Genomic DNA, 14,372 nt, shown 5'->3' with positions numbered 1-14,372 from the left:
GACGGTTCGAGAACAAGACGGGAGGTATGGCATGTTTCGCGCCCTGCGCCGGGCCAATGACCGGCGTCGCCACGCCAATGGCGAATATGGCTGGCTCTTTCATCCCTACACCGGCGACGAGCTGGTGGCCATCGACTGCGAGACGACCGGTCTCGACACGCGTACGGCGGAGCCCGTGTCGATCGGGGCGGTCAAGGTCCGCGGCGATCGCGTGCTGACCAGCGAGTCGTTGAGCCTGCGCCTCAAGCGCCCGGCCACCCTGACCGGCGACTCCATTCGCGTGCACGGACTGCGTGGTATCGATCTCGATGACGGGGAGTGTCTCGACGAGGCGCTGGCACAACTGCTCGACTTCGTCGGCAACCGGCCGCTGCTGGGCTGGCGGCTCGATTTCGGATTGAGCATCCTCAACCGCCAGATCCGTCCGCGCTTTGGCTTCGACCTGCCCAACAGCGGGATCGATGTGGCCCAGCTTTATCACCGCCAGCAGCGGCGCAGCGTGATGGAACCCGAGCCGCGCTCGCTGCGCTTCGATACCGTCGCCGAAGCGCTCGACGTGCCGGTCATGGGACGCCACACGGCATTGGGCGATGCGGTGACCACGGCACTGATGTACCTGCGGCTGGCGCGTGGTGCGGTACCGATTCGACACAAGGCTTGAGCGGGCATTTCGCCGCATCGACATCGCCACTCGGCGGAGGCGGTGGTAGGATGGCCGGCGTCATCCAACCAAGCCGTGGCACCCCATTACCATGCAAGACGCCATGATGTTCGACCCGCTGGCGACCGCCGGCTCCGTTAACGACACTCGCTCCGAGGCACAGCAGACCGCTGCGCCGGGAGATGCGCTGGACGCCAAGGCGAGACGCGAATTCAACAAGCTGCAGAAGCGCCTGCGGCGTCAGGTGGGCCATGCCATCATCGACTACGGCATGATCCACGAGGGCGACCGGGTCATGGTCTGCCTGTCGGGGGGCAAGGACAGCTATACGCTGCTCGAGATCCTGCGCAATCTACAGCGCAATGCGCCGGTGAACTTCTCGCTGGTGGCGGTCAACCTCGACCAGAAGCAGCCCGGATTCCCCGAACACGTGCTGCCCGATTATCTCGAGTCTATTGGTGTCGATTACCACATCCTCGAGCGCGATACCTATTCGGTGGTGAAGGAGAAGACACCGGAGGGCAAGACCACCTGTGCGCTGTGCTCACGGCTGCGGCGCGGCTCGCTCTACGGTTTCGCCGAGGAAATAGGGGCCACCAAGGTGGCTCTCGGGCACCATCGCGAGGATATTCTCGAGACGCTGTTTCTCAATATGTTCTACGGCGGCAGCCTGAAAGCCATGCCGCCCAAGCTGCTCTCCGACGACGGCAAGAACATCGTCATTCGGCCATTGGCCTATTGCCGCGAGGCGGACATTGCCGAGTATGCGCGGCTGATGGCGTTTCCCATCATTCCTTGCAACCTGTGCGGCTCCCAGCCCAACCTGCAGCGCCAGGTGGTCAAGGAGATGCTCGCGGAATGGGAGCGCAAACATCCCGGGAGGCTCGAGAGCATGTTCAAGGCGGTCACCAATGTGGCCCCTTCGCAGCTCGCTGACCGTGAACTGTTCGACTTCGAGGGGCTCGAAGCCAAGCGGGAGAAGCGTCTCGCCAGTCGTATCGATGCCCTGGATCTGACACGCGACGTCTAAAGGTTCGATGTAAAACGCCCCGCTCGGCCATGCCGGGCGGGGCGTTTCGCTGTCGATCGATGCCGTCCTGGTGTCGTGACGGGGGACGGGCTCAGGGCTCGTCCTGGGCCTGGGTCGCCAGCGCCTCAAGATTGAGAATATGCACTTCACGGCCCGAGACCTCCACCAGCCCCTGCTGCTGGAAGCGACCGAGTATGCGGCTGACCGTCTCCACCGCCAGGCCTAGATAGTTTCCGATATCGGCTCGCGACATGGAGAGGCGAAAGCTGTAGGGCGAATAGCCGCGCCGCCGGAAACGATCCGACAGGCTGGTGAAGAAACTGGCCAGGCGCTGGTCCGCGGTCTTGCGTGAGAGCAGGCGCATCATGCGGCGATCGTCCCGCAGCTCCTTGCTCATGCTGCGATAGAGCTGGCCGCGCAGTTCGGGCAGCATCTCGGAGAGCGCATCGAGGCGGTCGAAGGGAATCTCGCAGACCGTGGTGGTTTCCAGGGCGATCACGCTGCCGGGATAGGTTTTTTCGTCGATACCGTCGAGACCGACGAGTTCGCTGGGTAGATAGAAGTTGGTGACCTGGTCGTCGCCCGACCCTTCGGTGGTCATCTGCTTGAGGCTGCCGGAGCGTACCGCGAAGACACTGTTGAAAGGGTTGCCCTGGCGAAACAGCGCCTCGCCCTTCTTCAGCGGCGCGCGCCGACGGATGATGGCATCGAACTGCTCCATGTCCTCGAGTTCCAGGGCCAGGGGTAGGCACAGCGAGCTCAAACTGCAATTCTGGCAGCGCGTTTCGTGCAGCAATGAACGCCGCTTGCCGACCGCATTGGCTGCGTTGACCGGCATGGTCTACCCCCTCTGTTCGTATAGCATTGAGGGCATTATGGAGCATTATGCAACCTGAGCAAATGCCCACTGCGACCATTTACCACGCCTGCGAATAAGCTCACGCGGCCCGTGTCGGCACGTCAGACGATGCGCGAGTAGCGAGCGTCGGGATGGCGGGGCAAGTGGGTGTCGAAGGCCATGGCCAGATGACGGATCAGTAGCCGGCCGAGGGGGGTGGCAACCAGGCGCTGGCCTTCGCACATGAGTAAGCCGTCACGCTCCGGCGCTTCCAGGCGTGCCAACGCATCGGCGAGATAGCTCGGAGCGTTGATGCCGAAGGTCTCGCTCAGTTCCTCCAGGTCCAGCTCCATGTCGCACATCAGGCGTTCGATGGCATGCCGCCGCACGCGATCGTCGAAGGTCAGACGAAGGCCTCTGGCGGTGGGTAGCCGGCTGGCGTCCAGCGCGGCCTCGTAGTCCTCCAGACGGGAAGGGTTCTGGGCGTAGACGTCGTCGATGCAGGAAATCGCTGACACGCCGAGGCCGACCAGATCGCACTGGGCGTGGCTGGAGTAGCCTTGGAAGTTGCGTTGCAGAGTGCCTTCGCGCTGAGCGATCGCCAGACTATCGGTGGTACGCGCGAAGTGATCCATGCCGATATGCACGTAGCCGGCCGCCGTGAGCATGGCGATCGTAGTGCGCAGTATCGCCAGCTTCTCCTCGGGGCCGGGCAGCTCCTCACGGCAAATGTTCTGCTGCGCGGCGAAGCGCTCCGGCATGTGGGCGTAATTGAAAATGGAGAGACGGGCAGGGGCCATGGCGATGACCTGCTCCAGGGTCGCCGCAAAGCTGTCGCGGGTCTGCAGCGGCAGGCCGTAGATCAGATCGAGGTTGAGGGACTGGAAGCCCAGACGATCGGCTTCGTCGAGCAGCGCCTCGGTCAGAATGCGCGGCTGCACGCGGTTGACGGCGCGCTGCACGCGCGGATCGAGATCCTGCACGCCCAGGCTCAGACGGTTGAAGCCCAGCGCCTGAAGGTGGCGCAAGGTAAACACGTCGGCCTCACGGGGGTCGATCTCGATGGCGTAGTCGCGGTCGCGCGCGCTGGAAAGTCCGAACCGAGCGTCGAGCCGGTCGATCAGATCGCTCATCTGGTCGAGACTGAGGAACGACGGCGTACCGCCGCCCCAGTGGAGCTGTGCGACTTCGCGGCGGGTGTCGAGGTGCGGCTTGATCAGCACCATTTCGCGGTCGAGGCGTGAGATGTAGGGTTCCGCCACGCGCGAGGCCTTGGGCGCGATCTTGTTGCAGGCGCAGTAGAAGCAGGCCTTGCGGCAGAACGGGATGTGCACGTAGAGCGACAGCGGCCGACCGTCGGCGTTGCTGCGTGCCAGGGCGGCCCGGTAGTCGGTCTCGCTGAAATCCTCGCGGAAAGAGAACACCGTCGGGTAGGAGGTGTAGCGTGGCCCGCTGGTGTCATAGCGGCGTAGCAGCGCCTCGTCCCAGACGAAAGGGTCGGCCGTCGCTCGATGCAGGGGCATCGCGGGAAGGGACATGAGAGCACTCCGGCATTGACATGTGACTCAATGCTAGCGGTACCGGCTCCCGAGCGGGTTGAGCTGCGTCAAACGAAGTGGCAATGCCCGTCGGGGCCGGTCTGTCTTCAGTGGCCGGATGTGCCGTGCGGCAGCAGGACGGCGAGTTGCCACAGGGCGAAGGCGATGATCGACAGGGCGGCGAGGGTGCGGGTGGCACGGTGCCGGATCAGCGTGCCCAACTGGCGTGCAGCGAAGCCGGTCACGAGAAGCGCCGGCAGCGTGCCGAGGCCGAACGCGCCCATCAGTGCGGCGCCGCGCAGTGGATCGGCGATGGCCAGGCTCCAGGCGAGCATCGAGTAGACCAGCCCGCACGGCAGCCAACCCCAGACCGCGCCCAGGCCGATGGCCTGCGGCACCTTGACTACCGGCATCAGGCGTTTGCCGATGGGCTCCAGATAGCGCCACAGGCGCCTTCCCAGGGCTTCCACCCACAGCAGGCCCTTCCACCAGTTGGCAATGTAGAGCGCCATCAAGATCAGCATCACGGCGGCGAACAGCTGCAGTCCCAGGCGTGCCGCCGGCGACAGGGCGATCACGGTGCCGAGCGAAGCCACCAAGGCACCGGCGGACATGTAGCTCGCGATGCGACCCAGGTTGTAGCCCAGCAGCAGCCCCGACAGGCGCGCGGGGCTGCGCATGCTGGGTGGTACGGCGAAGGTGAGGGCGCTCATGATGCCCCCGCACATGCCGATGCAGTGGGCGCCGCCCAGCAGGCCGAAGACGAAGGCCGCCAGTAGCGGCGGCAGGCCGAGTCCGGTGGGATCCATCAGCGTCCTGATGCGGTGTCGGAGTCGTCGGGAGTGCCGTCGCGGCGTTCGCGCTCCTGGGCGGCCCGCTGTCGACGTGCCCGCTCCTCGGGAGGAAGGTCGTTCACGTCCTCGTCGAAGAGAATGCGATGCGCCGGCCCCTCGAGGTCCTCGAACTGGTCGTTCTTCACTGCCCAGAAGAACGCCCACACCGCCAGGCCGAGCAGGATCAGCGACAGGGGGATGAGCAGGTAGAGAATGGTCATGCGTTCACCAGGCGAGCGGATGCGGTGGAGGACGAGGACGCCAGCCGGTAGCGGTTGAGACGCAGGGCGTTGCCGACCACGACCAGAGAGCTGCCCGACATGCCCAGTGCCGCGACCCATGGGGGCACGATGCCGATGGCCGCCAGTGGCAGCGCCGCGAAGTTGTAGCACACCGACCAGATCATGTTCTGGCGCATGATGCGCCGAGTGGCGCGCGCGATTTCGATGGATTCGACGATACGCATCAGGCGCGGGCTCAGCAACACCGCATCGGCACTGGTACGGGCCAGGTCGGTGGCGCCGTTCATGGCGATCGAGACGTCGGCGCCGGCGAGCACCGGGACGTCATTGATGCCGTCGCCGACCATTGCCACCTTCTCGCCTGCAGCCTGACATTCGCGGATGCGCTCGAGCTTGCTCTCGGGGCTGGCGCCGGCACGCCACTCGTCGATGCCGAGCTGCTCGGCCAGAGCGCGTACGGCATCCATATTGTCGCCCGAGAGCAGCTCCACCCGCATGCCGCTCGCCTTGAGGGCGACCACCGTGTCGGCAGCGTCCTCGCGGACGCGATCACGCAGAGCGAACCAGGCGCGCGGTTCGCCGGATTCGGCGAGCAGCAACCATTGACCGATACCGGGCGGCTCGGGCATCGGGCGGCCGTCGACGGCGAATTCCGGCCGCCCCAGGCGCCAGCGCTGCCCGTCGAAGCTGCCTTCGACGCCTTGGCCGGTGCGGCTCACCCGCTCGCCGGCTTCCACCGTGGCCTGTCGCCAGGGGCGGAAGGCACGAGCGATGGGGTGCTCGGAGTGGGCTTCCAGCGCGGCGGCGATCACTCGTGCCCTATCTGCCGACAACCCCTCGAGGGTGCGGGTCTCGACCAGTTGCATCTCGCCACAGGTCAGGGTGCCGGTCTTGTCGAAGATCACCCGATCCACCTGTGACAGCGACTCGATGGCGTCCGCTCGGGTGATCAGCACGCCACGCCGGCGCAGCTGTCCATGGCCGACGGTCAATGCGGTGGGGGTGGCCAGGGCCAGGGCGCAGGGACAGGTGACCACCAGAACCGATAGCGTCACCCACAGCACCCGCGAAGGATCGATGAACCACCAGGCGGCGGCCACCACGGCGGTAACCACCAGCAGCCGCAGCACGAACAGGTGCGACATTCGTGCCGCCAGCTGTGCCAGGCGCGGTCGGCTGGCGAAGGCGCGGTCGGTGAGATCGACGATGCCGGCGACGCGAGCCTCCTTGCCGGCGTGTGTGACGCGCACCACCAGCGGGCTTTCGATGTTCTGGCTGCCACCGGTGACGTGATCGCCGATGCGGCGAGTGACCGGCAGGTATTCCCCGGTGAGCATCGACTCGTCGAGACTCGATTCACCCTCCTCGATCACGCCGTCGGCGGGGACCCCATGGCCGGGCCGGATCAGTACGCGATCTCCGGCGGCAAGCTCGCTTGCCGGCAAGATGCGCTCTTCGCCGTCGTCGGTGAGGCGCACCGCCGACAGCGGCAAGGCGCCGGATAGGGCGTTGCCGGTATGGCCGCTGCGACGACGAGCGCGAGATTCCACGTAACGGCCGAACAGCAGGAAGAAGGTGAACATGGTCACCGAATCGAAATAGACCTCGCCGCTGTCCGACAGCACGGCGTAGCCGCTCGCCAGGTAGGCGCCGGCGATGGCGATCGACACCGGCACGTCCATGCCCAGCGCGCGCGCGCGGAGATCGCGTATGGCGTTGCGGAAGAAGGGCTGGGCCGAGAAGAACACCACCGGCGTGGCCAGGGCGAACGACAGCCAGTGAAACAGGGCATGGAAGTCGGCGCTGATGCCCTCCGGCCCGGCGACATAGATCGGGATCGAGAACATCATCACCTGCGCCATGCCCACCGCGGCGACGATCAGCCGGCGCACGTTCATGCGCTCCTCGTGATGCAGCCGCTGCTGAGCGGCATCCGGTTCGTAGGGCTGGGCGGCATAGCCGATGGCCGCCATCTCAGCCAGAATCCGTGACAGCTTCAGCCGCGCCGGATCCCATGCCACGCGTACCCGGTGGTGGCTCAGGTTGACGGCGCTCGAGGTCACCCCTTCGAGGGCATTGAGACGATGCTCGATCAGCCAGGCGCAGGCGGCGCAAGTGATGCCGTCCACCGCCAGGGTGGCGTGGACGCGGTCGGTATCGCCTTCGGCGTGCACGAACTGTCGCTGCAGACCAGGGTCATCGAACACGGCCCAGGTCTCGGCCCTGACCGCCTGACGCTCGTCGGGACGCTCCGGCAGCTCGGTACGATAGCGATAATAGCTGGCGAGCCCACCATCGACGATGGCATGGGCGACGGCCTCGCAGCCGGGGCAACAGAGCGGGTGCGCCTGGTCGTCGAGTACGATCGACCAGGGAGCCCCTGACGGAACCTGGCTGCCACAGTGGTAGCAACCGGCATCGGCCGGCGTCACGTGGCTGGCGGTCTGGGTCATGGTGGTTTGCGTCAACTGCGTGCCGGAACGCGGGGGGTCATGGTGAAGCTCTCCTCGCTGGGAAGCTTCGCCTCGCCCACCAAACGCCATTCGGGCTGCTCGGCACTGGGATGAAGCTGCAGGTACCAGCGGTAGCGCAGGTTGTCAGGCGCCTGGCCCAGGTAGAGGCCGTCACGAACGTGCTCGAGGGTGAGCTCTTGATCGCGATCGTTCTCCGTGGGAAAGATCATTTTCAGGTAGAGCCGCTCCGGGCGGTCTTCGCCGTCCAGCTGTACGACGATGTCGCTGGTCAGCGGATCGATGCGCAGGTCGGCGGCGAGTCCCAGCTCATGGGCACGCTGCTGCTTGGCGAGTTCCATGTTGATGGCGCGCCCATGCTCGTAATAATCCTCCTGGACCAAGCCGTCGAAGGAGCGCACCGACAGCACGGCGAAGCTGGTGCTGACGGCGATCGCCAAGAACAGCAGGCCGATCATGAACCAGGGCCAGAACTGCTTGTACCAGGGGGAGGGGGTCGTCATGTTCACTATCTCCGGGTCTCGCCGATGAAGCGCGTCTCGCGATCGATGGCGATGTGCTCGTCCTGACGCGATTGTAGATGGAGCACGATCGGTTGACTGGGGCGTTCGATGACGTCGGGCGGCGCGGTCACCTGGATGGCGAAGGTACGAGCGGCGCCGGCCGGGACGCCAAGCGAATCGGTATCGAGTTCGAGACCGGGCATGCCGCTGACCTCGAGGCGGTAGTCGTGGTCGCGGTCGTCACGGTTGCGTACGGTCAAGGTATAGACGTTGCTGATGCGCCCGTCGCGCGTCATCTGATAGAGCTGGCCGCGCTCGCGCTCGGCCTCGAAATCGAGCGGCATTCGCTCGCCCAGGGCCCACACGAACAGCCCGATCATCACCAGCAGGGCAGCCAGATAACCGAGCAGGCGCGGGCGCAGGATATGGGACCGCTTTCCTTCAAGAGCGTTCTCGTTGGTGTAGCGAATCAGCCCCCGAGGATAGCCCATCCGATCCATCACGCTGTCGCAGGCGTCGATACAGGCCGCGCAGGTGATGCATTCGTACTGCAACCCGTCGCGGATGTCGATGCCGGTGGGGCAGACCTGGACGCATAGATCGCAGTCGATACAGTCGCCGTGGCCGGCTTCGCGCGCCTGGGCGTGGGTGAGGTTTTTCTTGCGCGCGCCGCGAGGTTCGCCGCGGGCCGCATCGTAGGAGACGATCAGGGTGTCAGCGTCGAACATTACCCCCTGGAAGCGGGCGTAGGGGCACATGTAGATGCAGACCTGCTCGCGTAGCCAGCCGGCGTTGAGATAGGTGAAAACGAGAAAGAAGCCGACCCAGAAGTAGGACCATCCATGCGCCCCGAGCGTCGGCAGGTCGACCACCAGCTCGCGGATCGGTGTGAAATAGCCGACGAAGGTCACCCCGGTGGCCAGGGCGATGGTGAGCCAGGCGGCATGCTTGGCGGTCTTGCGCCAGGCCTTGTCGAAGGTCAGCGGCTGCCTGTCGAGCTTGATGCGACGGTTGCGCGAGCCCTCGAGGCGATGCTCCACCCAGATGAACAGAAAGGTCCAGACGCTTTGCGGGCAGGTATAGCCACACCATACGCGGCCGGCAAATACGGTGACGAAGAACAGGCCGAAGGCACAGATGATCAGCAGCCACGACAGCAGCATGAATTCCTGCGGATAGAAGGTGGCGGCAAAGATATGGAATTCGCGGCCGGGAAGGTCGAACCAGATCAGCGGTCGATCGCCCCAGGTGAGCCACGGCAGGCCGAAGAAGGCCAGCATCAGGACCCAGTTGGTCACCCGGCGGAGACGCTGGAAGAAGCCCTTGATCTCGCGCACGTAGATATGACGCCGTTTGGCGTACATGTCCTGGCGGGTCGCGTCGTGCGGCCGCTGTTGACCCACGCTGTCGTGGGTCACGTCGTGGGTGGGGATCTTTTCAATCATGTCGGACTCGCGGCGGGCACGGGGCCTGCGGGGGTAGGCAATGAAGTGGCTTCATTGTATCGAGAGCCCGTCGCCAGGCGGGGATGTGCGACCGCGGGTCGCACATCCCCGCTTGGGCGGGTGGCCTCAGTCGCGCTCGCGCAGGCTGTAGACGTAGGCGGCGACCAGGTGGACGCGCTCTTCACCGATATAGGCTTCCTGCGCCGGCATGTGGCCATTGCGGCCGTTGCGCAGGGTCTGGCGCACCGAGTCGAGAACACTCTGGCCCGGGGCCAGGTAGAGCCAGGTATTGTTGGTCAGGTTGGGAGCCCCCAGTGCCTCGTTGCCGGTACCGTCGGGCCCGTGACACGCGGCACATACCGAGGAGAATACGGCGGCGCCCTGCTCGGCACGCTCGGCATCGTGCTCCAGGTCCGAGAGCGACAGCACATGGTTGGCGACGTTCTCGATGTTCGCCTCGCCCAGCTGCTGCCAGGAGGGCATCAGGCCGTTGCGTCCGCGCACCAGGGTGGTGACGATGTGCTCGGGCTCGCCGCCGTAGAGCCAATCGTCATCGGTCAGGTTGGGGAAGCCGTAGCCACCGCGCGCGTTGGAACCGTGGCACACCGCGCAGTTGTTGAGGAAGATTCGCTCTCCCACCTGCATGGCCTCGGCGTCCTGGGCCAGCTCGGGGATGGGGATCTCCTGATACTGGACGAAGATCGGCGTGAAGTGCTCCTCGGCTCTGGCGACTTCTTCCTCCCACTGCCCCTCTTGGCTCCAGCCGAGCAGACCGGCGAAGTTGCCGAGCCCGGGGTAGAGCAGTAGATAGCCCAGCGAGAACACCACGGTGCCGACATAGAGCTGGAACCACCAGCGTGGCAGCGGGTTGTCGTACTCCTCGATCTCGTCGGCGGCATGGCCGGTGGTTTCCACGTTGCCGTCGGCATCGGGCACCTTGTCGGTCTTGCGGTTGGCATAGAGGATCCAGAAAGCGAAGGCGATGGAGCCCAGCGTGATCAAGATGATCCAGGCGCTCCAGAACCCGGAAAGGGAGTCATCCCAAAGATTGCTCATGCGTTTTCGTCTCCCCTGTCTTTACGGGAATCGGCTTCGCTTTCCTGCTCGCGGGGCGAGCGCTGCTGCGAGGCGCTGCTGTCTCGGTTCGGTTGTTCGTCATCGTCGGCGAAGGGCAACTGGGCCGCCTCGTCGAAGTCCGGCTTGCGTCGCCGGGAATAGGCCCACCAGGTAATGCCGAGGAAGGCGATGATCAGAAGGCCGGTGATGATGCCTCGGAAGGTCCCGGTATCCATGATCAACGGGTGCCCTCGAGCACGGTTCCCAGCTGCTGCAGGTAGGCCACCAGCGCCGTGATCTCTTGCTGGCCGCGCACTTCGCGCGTGGCGCCTTCGATGTCCTCGTCGGTATAGGGCACGCCCAGGGCGCGCAGGACTTCCATCTTGCGCGGGGTGGCCTCGCCGTCGAGGGTGCGCTCGAACAGCCAGGGGTAGGCGGGCATCACCGACTCCGGCACCACGTCACGCGGGTTGTACATGTGGGCGCGGTGCCAGTCATCGCTGTAGCGGCCGCCGACACGGGCCAGGTCCGGGCCGGTGCGCTTGGAGCCCCACAGGAAGTTGTGCTCGTAGACCGATTCGCCGGCCACGCTGTAATGACCGTAGCGCTCGGTCTCGGCGCGGAACGGGCGGATCATCTGCGAATGGCAGCCCACGCAGCCCTCGCGGCGGTAAATGTCGCGGCCTTCCAGCTCCAGCGCCGAGAGAGGGCGCAGGCCGTCGACCGGTTCCGTGGTCTGTTTCTGGAAGAACAGCGGCACGACCTCGGCCAGGCCGCCGAAGCTGATCACCACCAGGATCAGCACGGCGAGCAGGCCAACGTTCTTTTCGACGATCTCGTGTTTCATTGGTGTCGGTTTCCCCGGTTGCTCAGGCGGTCTGCGGCAGCGGCTGCTGGCTCAGGGCCTGGCTGCGCTTGACGGTCATGAAGACGTTGTAGGCCATGATCAGCATGCCGATGACCCAGAACAGGCCGCCGATCAGGCGCACGATATAGCCCGGGCCGCTGGCCTCGACGGCCTCGACGAAGGTGTACATCAGCGTGCCGTCGGGGTTGATGGCGCGCCACATGAGCCCCTGCAGGATGCCGTTCACCCACATGGCGGCGATATACAGGACGGTGCCGATGGTGGCGAGCCAGAAGTGCACGGCGATCATGCCGACGGAGTACATCTCGGTGCGGCCGAACAGGCGCGGAATCAGGTGATACATGGAGCCGATGGTGATCATCGCCACCCAGCCCAGTGCGCCGGCATGCACGTGACCAATGGTCCAGTCGGTGTAGTGGGACAGGGCGTTGACCGTCTTCACCGCCATCATCGGGCCCTCGAAGGTGGACATGCCGTAGAACGACAGGGCGACAACGAGGAAGCGCAGCGTGGGATCGGTGCGCAGCTTATGCCAGGCGCCGGAGAGTGTCATCATGCCGTTGATCATGCCGCCCCAGGAGGGAGCCAGCAGGATGATCGACATCACCATGCCCAGCGACTGCGCCCAGTTGGGCAGCGCGGTGTAGTGCAGGTGGTGCGGGCCGGCCCACATGTAGACCATGATCAGCGCCCAGAAATGGACGATCGACAGGCGATAGGAGTAGACCGGGCGCTCGGCCTGCTTGGGCACGAAGTAGTACATCATGCCGAGGAAGCCGGCTGTCAGGAAGAAGCCCACCGCATTGTGGCCGTACCACCACTGCACCATGGCGTCGATGGCGCCGGCGTAGATGGAGGTGGAGTACATCATCGTCACCGGGATTGCGGCATTGTTGACGATATGCAGCACCGCCACGGTCAGGATGAAAGCGGCGAAGAACCAATTGGCCACATAGATATGGGAAGTCTTGCGCTGCTTGATGGTCATCAGGAAGACGATGGCATAGCTGACCCAGACCACCGCAATCAGGATGTTGATCGGCCACTCGAGCTCGGCGTACTCCTTGGTGGTGGTGTAGCCCAGCGGCAGCGTGACGACGGCGGACACGATCACGGCCTGCCAGCCCCAGAAGGTGAACGCGGCGAGCCTGTCGGAGAACAGCCGTGTCTGGCAGGTCCGCTGTACCACGTAGTAGGAAGTCGCCATCAGGGCGGAGCCGCCGAAGGCGAAGATGACGGCATTGGTGTGCAGCGGACGCAGGCGGCCGAAGCTCGTCCACGGCAGATCAAGATTGAGTTGCGGCCATACCAGTTGCGAGGCGAGGATGACACCGAGGAGCATGCCCACGATGCCCCACACCACTGTCATGATCGCGAACTGCCGAACTACCTTGTAGTTGTAGGTCGGGTGCTCTAGTGCTGTGCTCATGTCAGGTTCCCATCGAACGCGTAACGGGAACTCGCGATGGCGAAGGCCATGACGGGGTCCCCGGTGGGTGATGCAGGTCAGAAAGCAGGGCGGATTCTAGCGCAGCCGCCTGACAGACTGAAACTAGGATACCGGCGAAACTCGTATAGGAATTTGACGCGTGTCGGACTTTGCACGATTTACTCCGTTAGCCATTGGGCCCATTTCGCTGCGCGAGCGGGGGCTCGACCGGGAACCCGGTCATTGGCTCGTCGAAGGCTACGGTCCGCTCGACATTCGTGGCGACGGAAGCACCGGACGCCTGCTGATCGCCCATGGTGCGGGGGCTGGGCAGGCGTCGACCTATATGAGTCGTTTGCGTGATGCGCTCAGTGTGCAGGGGGTTCAGACCCTGGCGATCGAGTTCGCCTATATGCAACGCATGCGTCGGGAAGCGAGACGAATTCCGCCGCCACGCATTGACCGCCTCGTAGAAGAATTGTCGCGCTGGTGCGACATTCTGACACATCCGCAAGGAGGTACCCTGTGGCTCGGAGGCAAGTCGATGGGTGGGCGCGCCGCCAGTCTTTTGGCGGCACGTGACCGGGCCGCCGGCCTGGTGCTGTGCGGCTACCCTTTCCATCCTCCGGGCAAGCCCGACAACCTGCGCCTGTCGCACTGGCCGCTGATCGATTGCCCTGCCCTGGTGGTGCAGGGCAGCCGTGACCCCTTCGGCACGCGCGAGGAAGTCGTCGGCTACGCGCTGGGGCAGGCTCGGGTACATTGGCTGGAGGATGGCGATCACGACTGGAAGCCTCGCCGAGCCTCGGGTTATACCCAGGAGGGTCTGATCGAGGAGGGCGCGGCGGCAATCGCTGCTTTCATGCGCGAGAATCGGACCGTGACATAGGCCATGCCACGGCTGGCACGGGCTTCAGCCGCGCGGGGCTGTCGCACGTCGCGATCCTGGCATTCGACCACCATGATAAGCGGCGAAAGGCATTGACAACCAAGACGATCCCTGTAGAATTCAGCGCCACGTGACCGGGGTGGTTAGCTCAGCTGGGAGAGCACCAGCCTTACAAGCTGGGGGTCACAGGTTCGAACCCTGTACCACCCACCATCGCTCTCGAATAGCAAGCGATAGCGTGCGATCACGTAGGAAGCAGCAGCGGACCGGTAGTTCAGTCGGTTAGAATGCCGGCCTGTCACGCCGGAGGTCGCGGGTTCGAGTCCCGTCCGGTCCGCCATCGTTTCCAGCTAGCGTCATCTGTTGTGGACCGGTAGTTCAGTCGGTTAGAATGCCGGCCTGTCACGCCGGAGGTCGCGGGTTCGAGTCCCGTCCGGTCCGCCATGATGTCCTGGTTTGACAAGTCCTCATCGCAGCGATGCGATACCCGTGGGTGATTAGCTCAGTTGGTTAGAGCACCAGCCTCACATGCTGGGGGTCACTGGTTCGAGTCCGGTATCACCCACCAT

The 14,372-nt window shown here is 64.8% G+C and carries 14 protein-coding genes and 4 tRNA genes; 7 read left to right on the top strand and 11 right to left on the bottom strand.

What is annotated here, in order from left to right:
* Nucleotides 1-31: 31 nt before the first annotated feature.
* Both CYJ07_RS05770 and ttcA read left to right on the top strand, forming a co-directional pair.
* Nucleotides 32-661: a 3'-5' exonuclease gene (locus CYJ07_RS05770; protein WP_104202728.1), complete on the top strand. Its 630-nt coding sequence runs from the start codon at nt 32-34 to the stop codon at nt 659-661.
* Nucleotides 662-752: 91 nt separating this feature from the next.
* The gene (gene ttcA / locus CYJ07_RS05765; protein ID WP_104202727.1) at nt 753-1,691 is read left to right on the top strand and encodes a tRNA 2-thiocytidine(32) synthetase TtcA; all 939 of its coding nucleotides are present in this window, start codon (nt 753-755) and stop codon (nt 1,689-1,691) included.
* Nucleotides 1,692-1,782: 91 nt separating this feature from the next.
* Here ttcA and fnr read toward each other — a convergent pair whose 3' ends face one another.
* The 11 genes from fnr to ccoN all read right to left on the bottom strand — a co-directional run bounded on the left by fnr (nt 1,783) and on the right by ccoN (nt 12,914).
* Nucleotides 1,783-2,529 carry a fumarate/nitrate reduction transcriptional regulator Fnr gene (gene fnr / locus CYJ07_RS05760; RefSeq protein ID WP_104202726.1) on the bottom strand — a complete coding sequence of 249 codons (747 nt, stop codon included), beginning with the start codon at nt 2,527-2,529 and terminating at the stop codon, nt 1,783-1,785.
* A 122-nt stretch (nt 2,530-2,651) separates the two neighbouring features.
* Nucleotides 2,652-4,067: an oxygen-independent coproporphyrinogen III oxidase gene (gene hemN, locus CYJ07_RS05755; protein ID WP_231489544.1), complete on the bottom strand. Its 1,416-nt coding sequence runs from the start codon at nt 4,065-4,067 to the stop codon at nt 2,652-2,654.
* Between the two features lie 107 nt (nt 4,068-4,174).
* Nucleotides 4,175-4,876, bottom strand: coding sequence for a sulfite exporter TauE/SafE family protein (locus tag CYJ07_RS05750; protein ID WP_104202725.1), 702 nt, complete (start codon nt 4,874-4,876; stop codon nt 4,175-4,177).
* Complete coding sequence (ccoS, locus tag CYJ07_RS05745; RefSeq protein WP_104202724.1) at nt 4,876-5,121, bottom strand: cbb3-type cytochrome oxidase assembly protein CcoS; 246 nt, start codon at nt 5,119-5,121, stop codon at nt 4,876-4,878. Before ccoS ends, CYJ07_RS05750 begins: the two co-directional genes overlap by 1 nt.
* Complete coding sequence (locus tag CYJ07_RS05740) at nt 5,118-7,595, bottom strand: heavy metal translocating P-type ATPase (protein ID WP_104202723.1); 2,478 nt, start codon at nt 7,593-7,595, stop codon at nt 5,118-5,120. The genes ccoS and CYJ07_RS05740 overlap by 4 nt, the downstream gene beginning before the upstream one ends.
* Nucleotides 7,596-7,606: 11 nt before the next feature.
* Nucleotides 7,607-8,116, bottom strand: coding sequence for a FixH family protein (locus tag CYJ07_RS05735; RefSeq protein ID WP_104202722.1), 510 nt, complete (start codon nt 8,114-8,116; stop codon nt 7,607-7,609).
* A 5-nt stretch (nt 8,117-8,121) separates the two neighbouring features.
* On the bottom strand, nt 8,122-9,561 hold the full coding sequence (ccoG, locus tag CYJ07_RS05730; RefSeq protein WP_104202721.1) for a cytochrome c oxidase accessory protein CcoG: 1,440 nt from the start codon (nt 9,559-9,561) through the stop codon (nt 8,122-8,124).
* 126 nt (nt 9,562-9,687) lie between these two features.
* Nucleotides 9,688-10,617: a cytochrome-c oxidase, cbb3-type subunit III gene (gene ccoP / locus CYJ07_RS05725; protein WP_104202720.1), complete on the bottom strand. Its 930-nt coding sequence runs from the start codon at nt 10,615-10,617 to the stop codon at nt 9,688-9,690.
* Nucleotides 10,614-10,853 (bottom strand): cbb3-type cytochrome oxidase subunit 3, encoded by a 240-nt coding sequence (locus tag CYJ07_RS05720; protein ID WP_104202719.1) that lies wholly within the window; start codon nt 10,851-10,853, stop codon nt 10,614-10,616. Before CYJ07_RS05720 ends, ccoP begins: the two co-directional genes overlap by 4 nt.
* 2 nt (nt 10,854-10,855) lie before the next feature.
* Nucleotides 10,856-11,464: a cytochrome-c oxidase, cbb3-type subunit II gene (ccoO, locus tag CYJ07_RS05715; protein ID WP_104202718.1), complete on the bottom strand. Its 609-nt coding sequence runs from the start codon at nt 11,462-11,464 to the stop codon at nt 10,856-10,858.
* Between the two features lie 22 nt (nt 11,465-11,486).
* A complete protein-coding gene (gene ccoN / locus CYJ07_RS05710) occupies nt 11,487-12,914 on the bottom strand; it encodes a cytochrome-c oxidase, cbb3-type subunit I (RefSeq protein WP_104202717.1) in 1,428 nt (475 codons plus the stop codon).
* A 160-nt stretch (nt 12,915-13,074) separates the two neighbouring features.
* On the opposite strand from ccoN, the gene CYJ07_RS05705 reads away from it, so the two are divergent.
* The 5 genes from CYJ07_RS05705 to CYJ07_RS05685 all read left to right on the top strand — a co-directional run bounded on the left by CYJ07_RS05705 (nt 13,075) and on the right by CYJ07_RS05685 (nt 14,371).
* A complete protein-coding gene (locus tag CYJ07_RS05705; RefSeq protein ID WP_331280920.1) occupies nt 13,075-13,803 on the top strand; it encodes an alpha/beta family hydrolase in 729 nt (242 codons plus the stop codon).
* Between the two features lie 137 nt (nt 13,804-13,940).
* Nucleotides 13,941-14,016 (top strand) — tRNA-Val (locus tag CYJ07_RS05700).
* 50 nt (nt 14,017-14,066) lie between these two features.
* Nucleotides 14,067-14,143, top strand: a tRNA-Asp gene (locus CYJ07_RS05695).
* A gap of 27 nt (nt 14,144-14,170) precedes the next feature.
* Nucleotides 14,171-14,247: transfer RNA gene (locus CYJ07_RS05690), tRNA-Asp, on the top strand.
* 47 nt (nt 14,248-14,294) lie between these two features.
* Nucleotides 14,295-14,371, top strand: a tRNA-Val gene (locus CYJ07_RS05685).
* Nucleotide 14,372 lies beyond the last annotated feature (1 nt).

This window comes from Billgrantia saliphila, assembly GCF_002930105.1.
GTDB lineage: Bacteria > Pseudomonadota > Gammaproteobacteria > Pseudomonadales > Halomonadaceae > Halomonas > Halomonas saliphila.
The sequence above is the reverse complement of the archived record's forward strand: the minus strand, read 5'-3'. Positions and strand labels throughout refer to the sequence as shown.

Excerpts from the sequence above, each read along its gene's own strand:
- CYJ07_RS05720 (WP_104202719.1), bottom strand. The coding sequence starts at position 10,853 with ATGGATACCGGGACCTTCCGAGGCATCATCACCGGCCTTCTGATCATC.
- ccoG (WP_104202721.1), bottom strand. The coding sequence starts at position 9,561 with ATGATTGAAAAGATCCCCACCCACGACGTGACCCACGACAGCGTGGGT.
- hemN (WP_231489544.1), bottom strand. The coding sequence starts at position 4,067 with ATGTCCCTTCCCGCGATGCCCCTGCATCGAGCGACGGCCGACCCTTTC.
- CYJ07_RS05750 (WP_104202725.1), bottom strand. The coding sequence starts at position 4,876 with ATGGATCCCACCGGACTCGGCCTGCCGCCGCTACTGGCGGCCTTCGTC.
- ccoO (WP_104202718.1), bottom strand. The coding sequence starts at position 11,464 with ATGAAACACGAGATCGTCGAAAAGAACGTTGGCCTGCTCGCCGTGCTG.
- ccoS (WP_104202724.1), bottom strand. The coding sequence starts at position 5,121 with ATGACCATTCTCTACCTGCTCATCCCCCTGTCGCTGATCCTGCTCGGC.
- CYJ07_RS05770 (WP_104202728.1), top strand. The coding sequence starts at position 32 with ATGTTTCGCGCCCTGCGCCGGGCCAATGACCGGCGTCGCCACGCCAAT.
- CYJ07_RS05740 (WP_104202723.1), bottom strand. The coding sequence starts at position 7,595 with ATGACCCAGACCGCCAGCCACGTGACGCCGGCCGATGCCGGTTGCTAC.
- CYJ07_RS05735 (WP_104202722.1), bottom strand. The coding sequence starts at position 8,116 with ATGACGACCCCCTCCCCCTGGTACAAGCAGTTCTGGCCCTGGTTCATG.
- ccoN (WP_104202717.1), bottom strand. The coding sequence starts at position 12,914 with ATGAGCACAGCACTAGAGCACCCGACCTACAACTACAAGGTAGTTCGG.
- ccoP (WP_104202720.1), bottom strand. The coding sequence starts at position 10,617 with ATGAGCAATCTTTGGGATGACTCCCTTTCCGGGTTCTGGAGCGCCTGG.
- ttcA (WP_104202727.1), top strand. The coding sequence starts at position 753 with ATGCAAGACGCCATGATGTTCGACCCGCTGGCGACCGCCGGCTCCGTT.
- fnr (WP_104202726.1), bottom strand. The coding sequence starts at position 2,529 with ATGCCGGTCAACGCAGCCAATGCGGTCGGCAAGCGGCGTTCATTGCTG.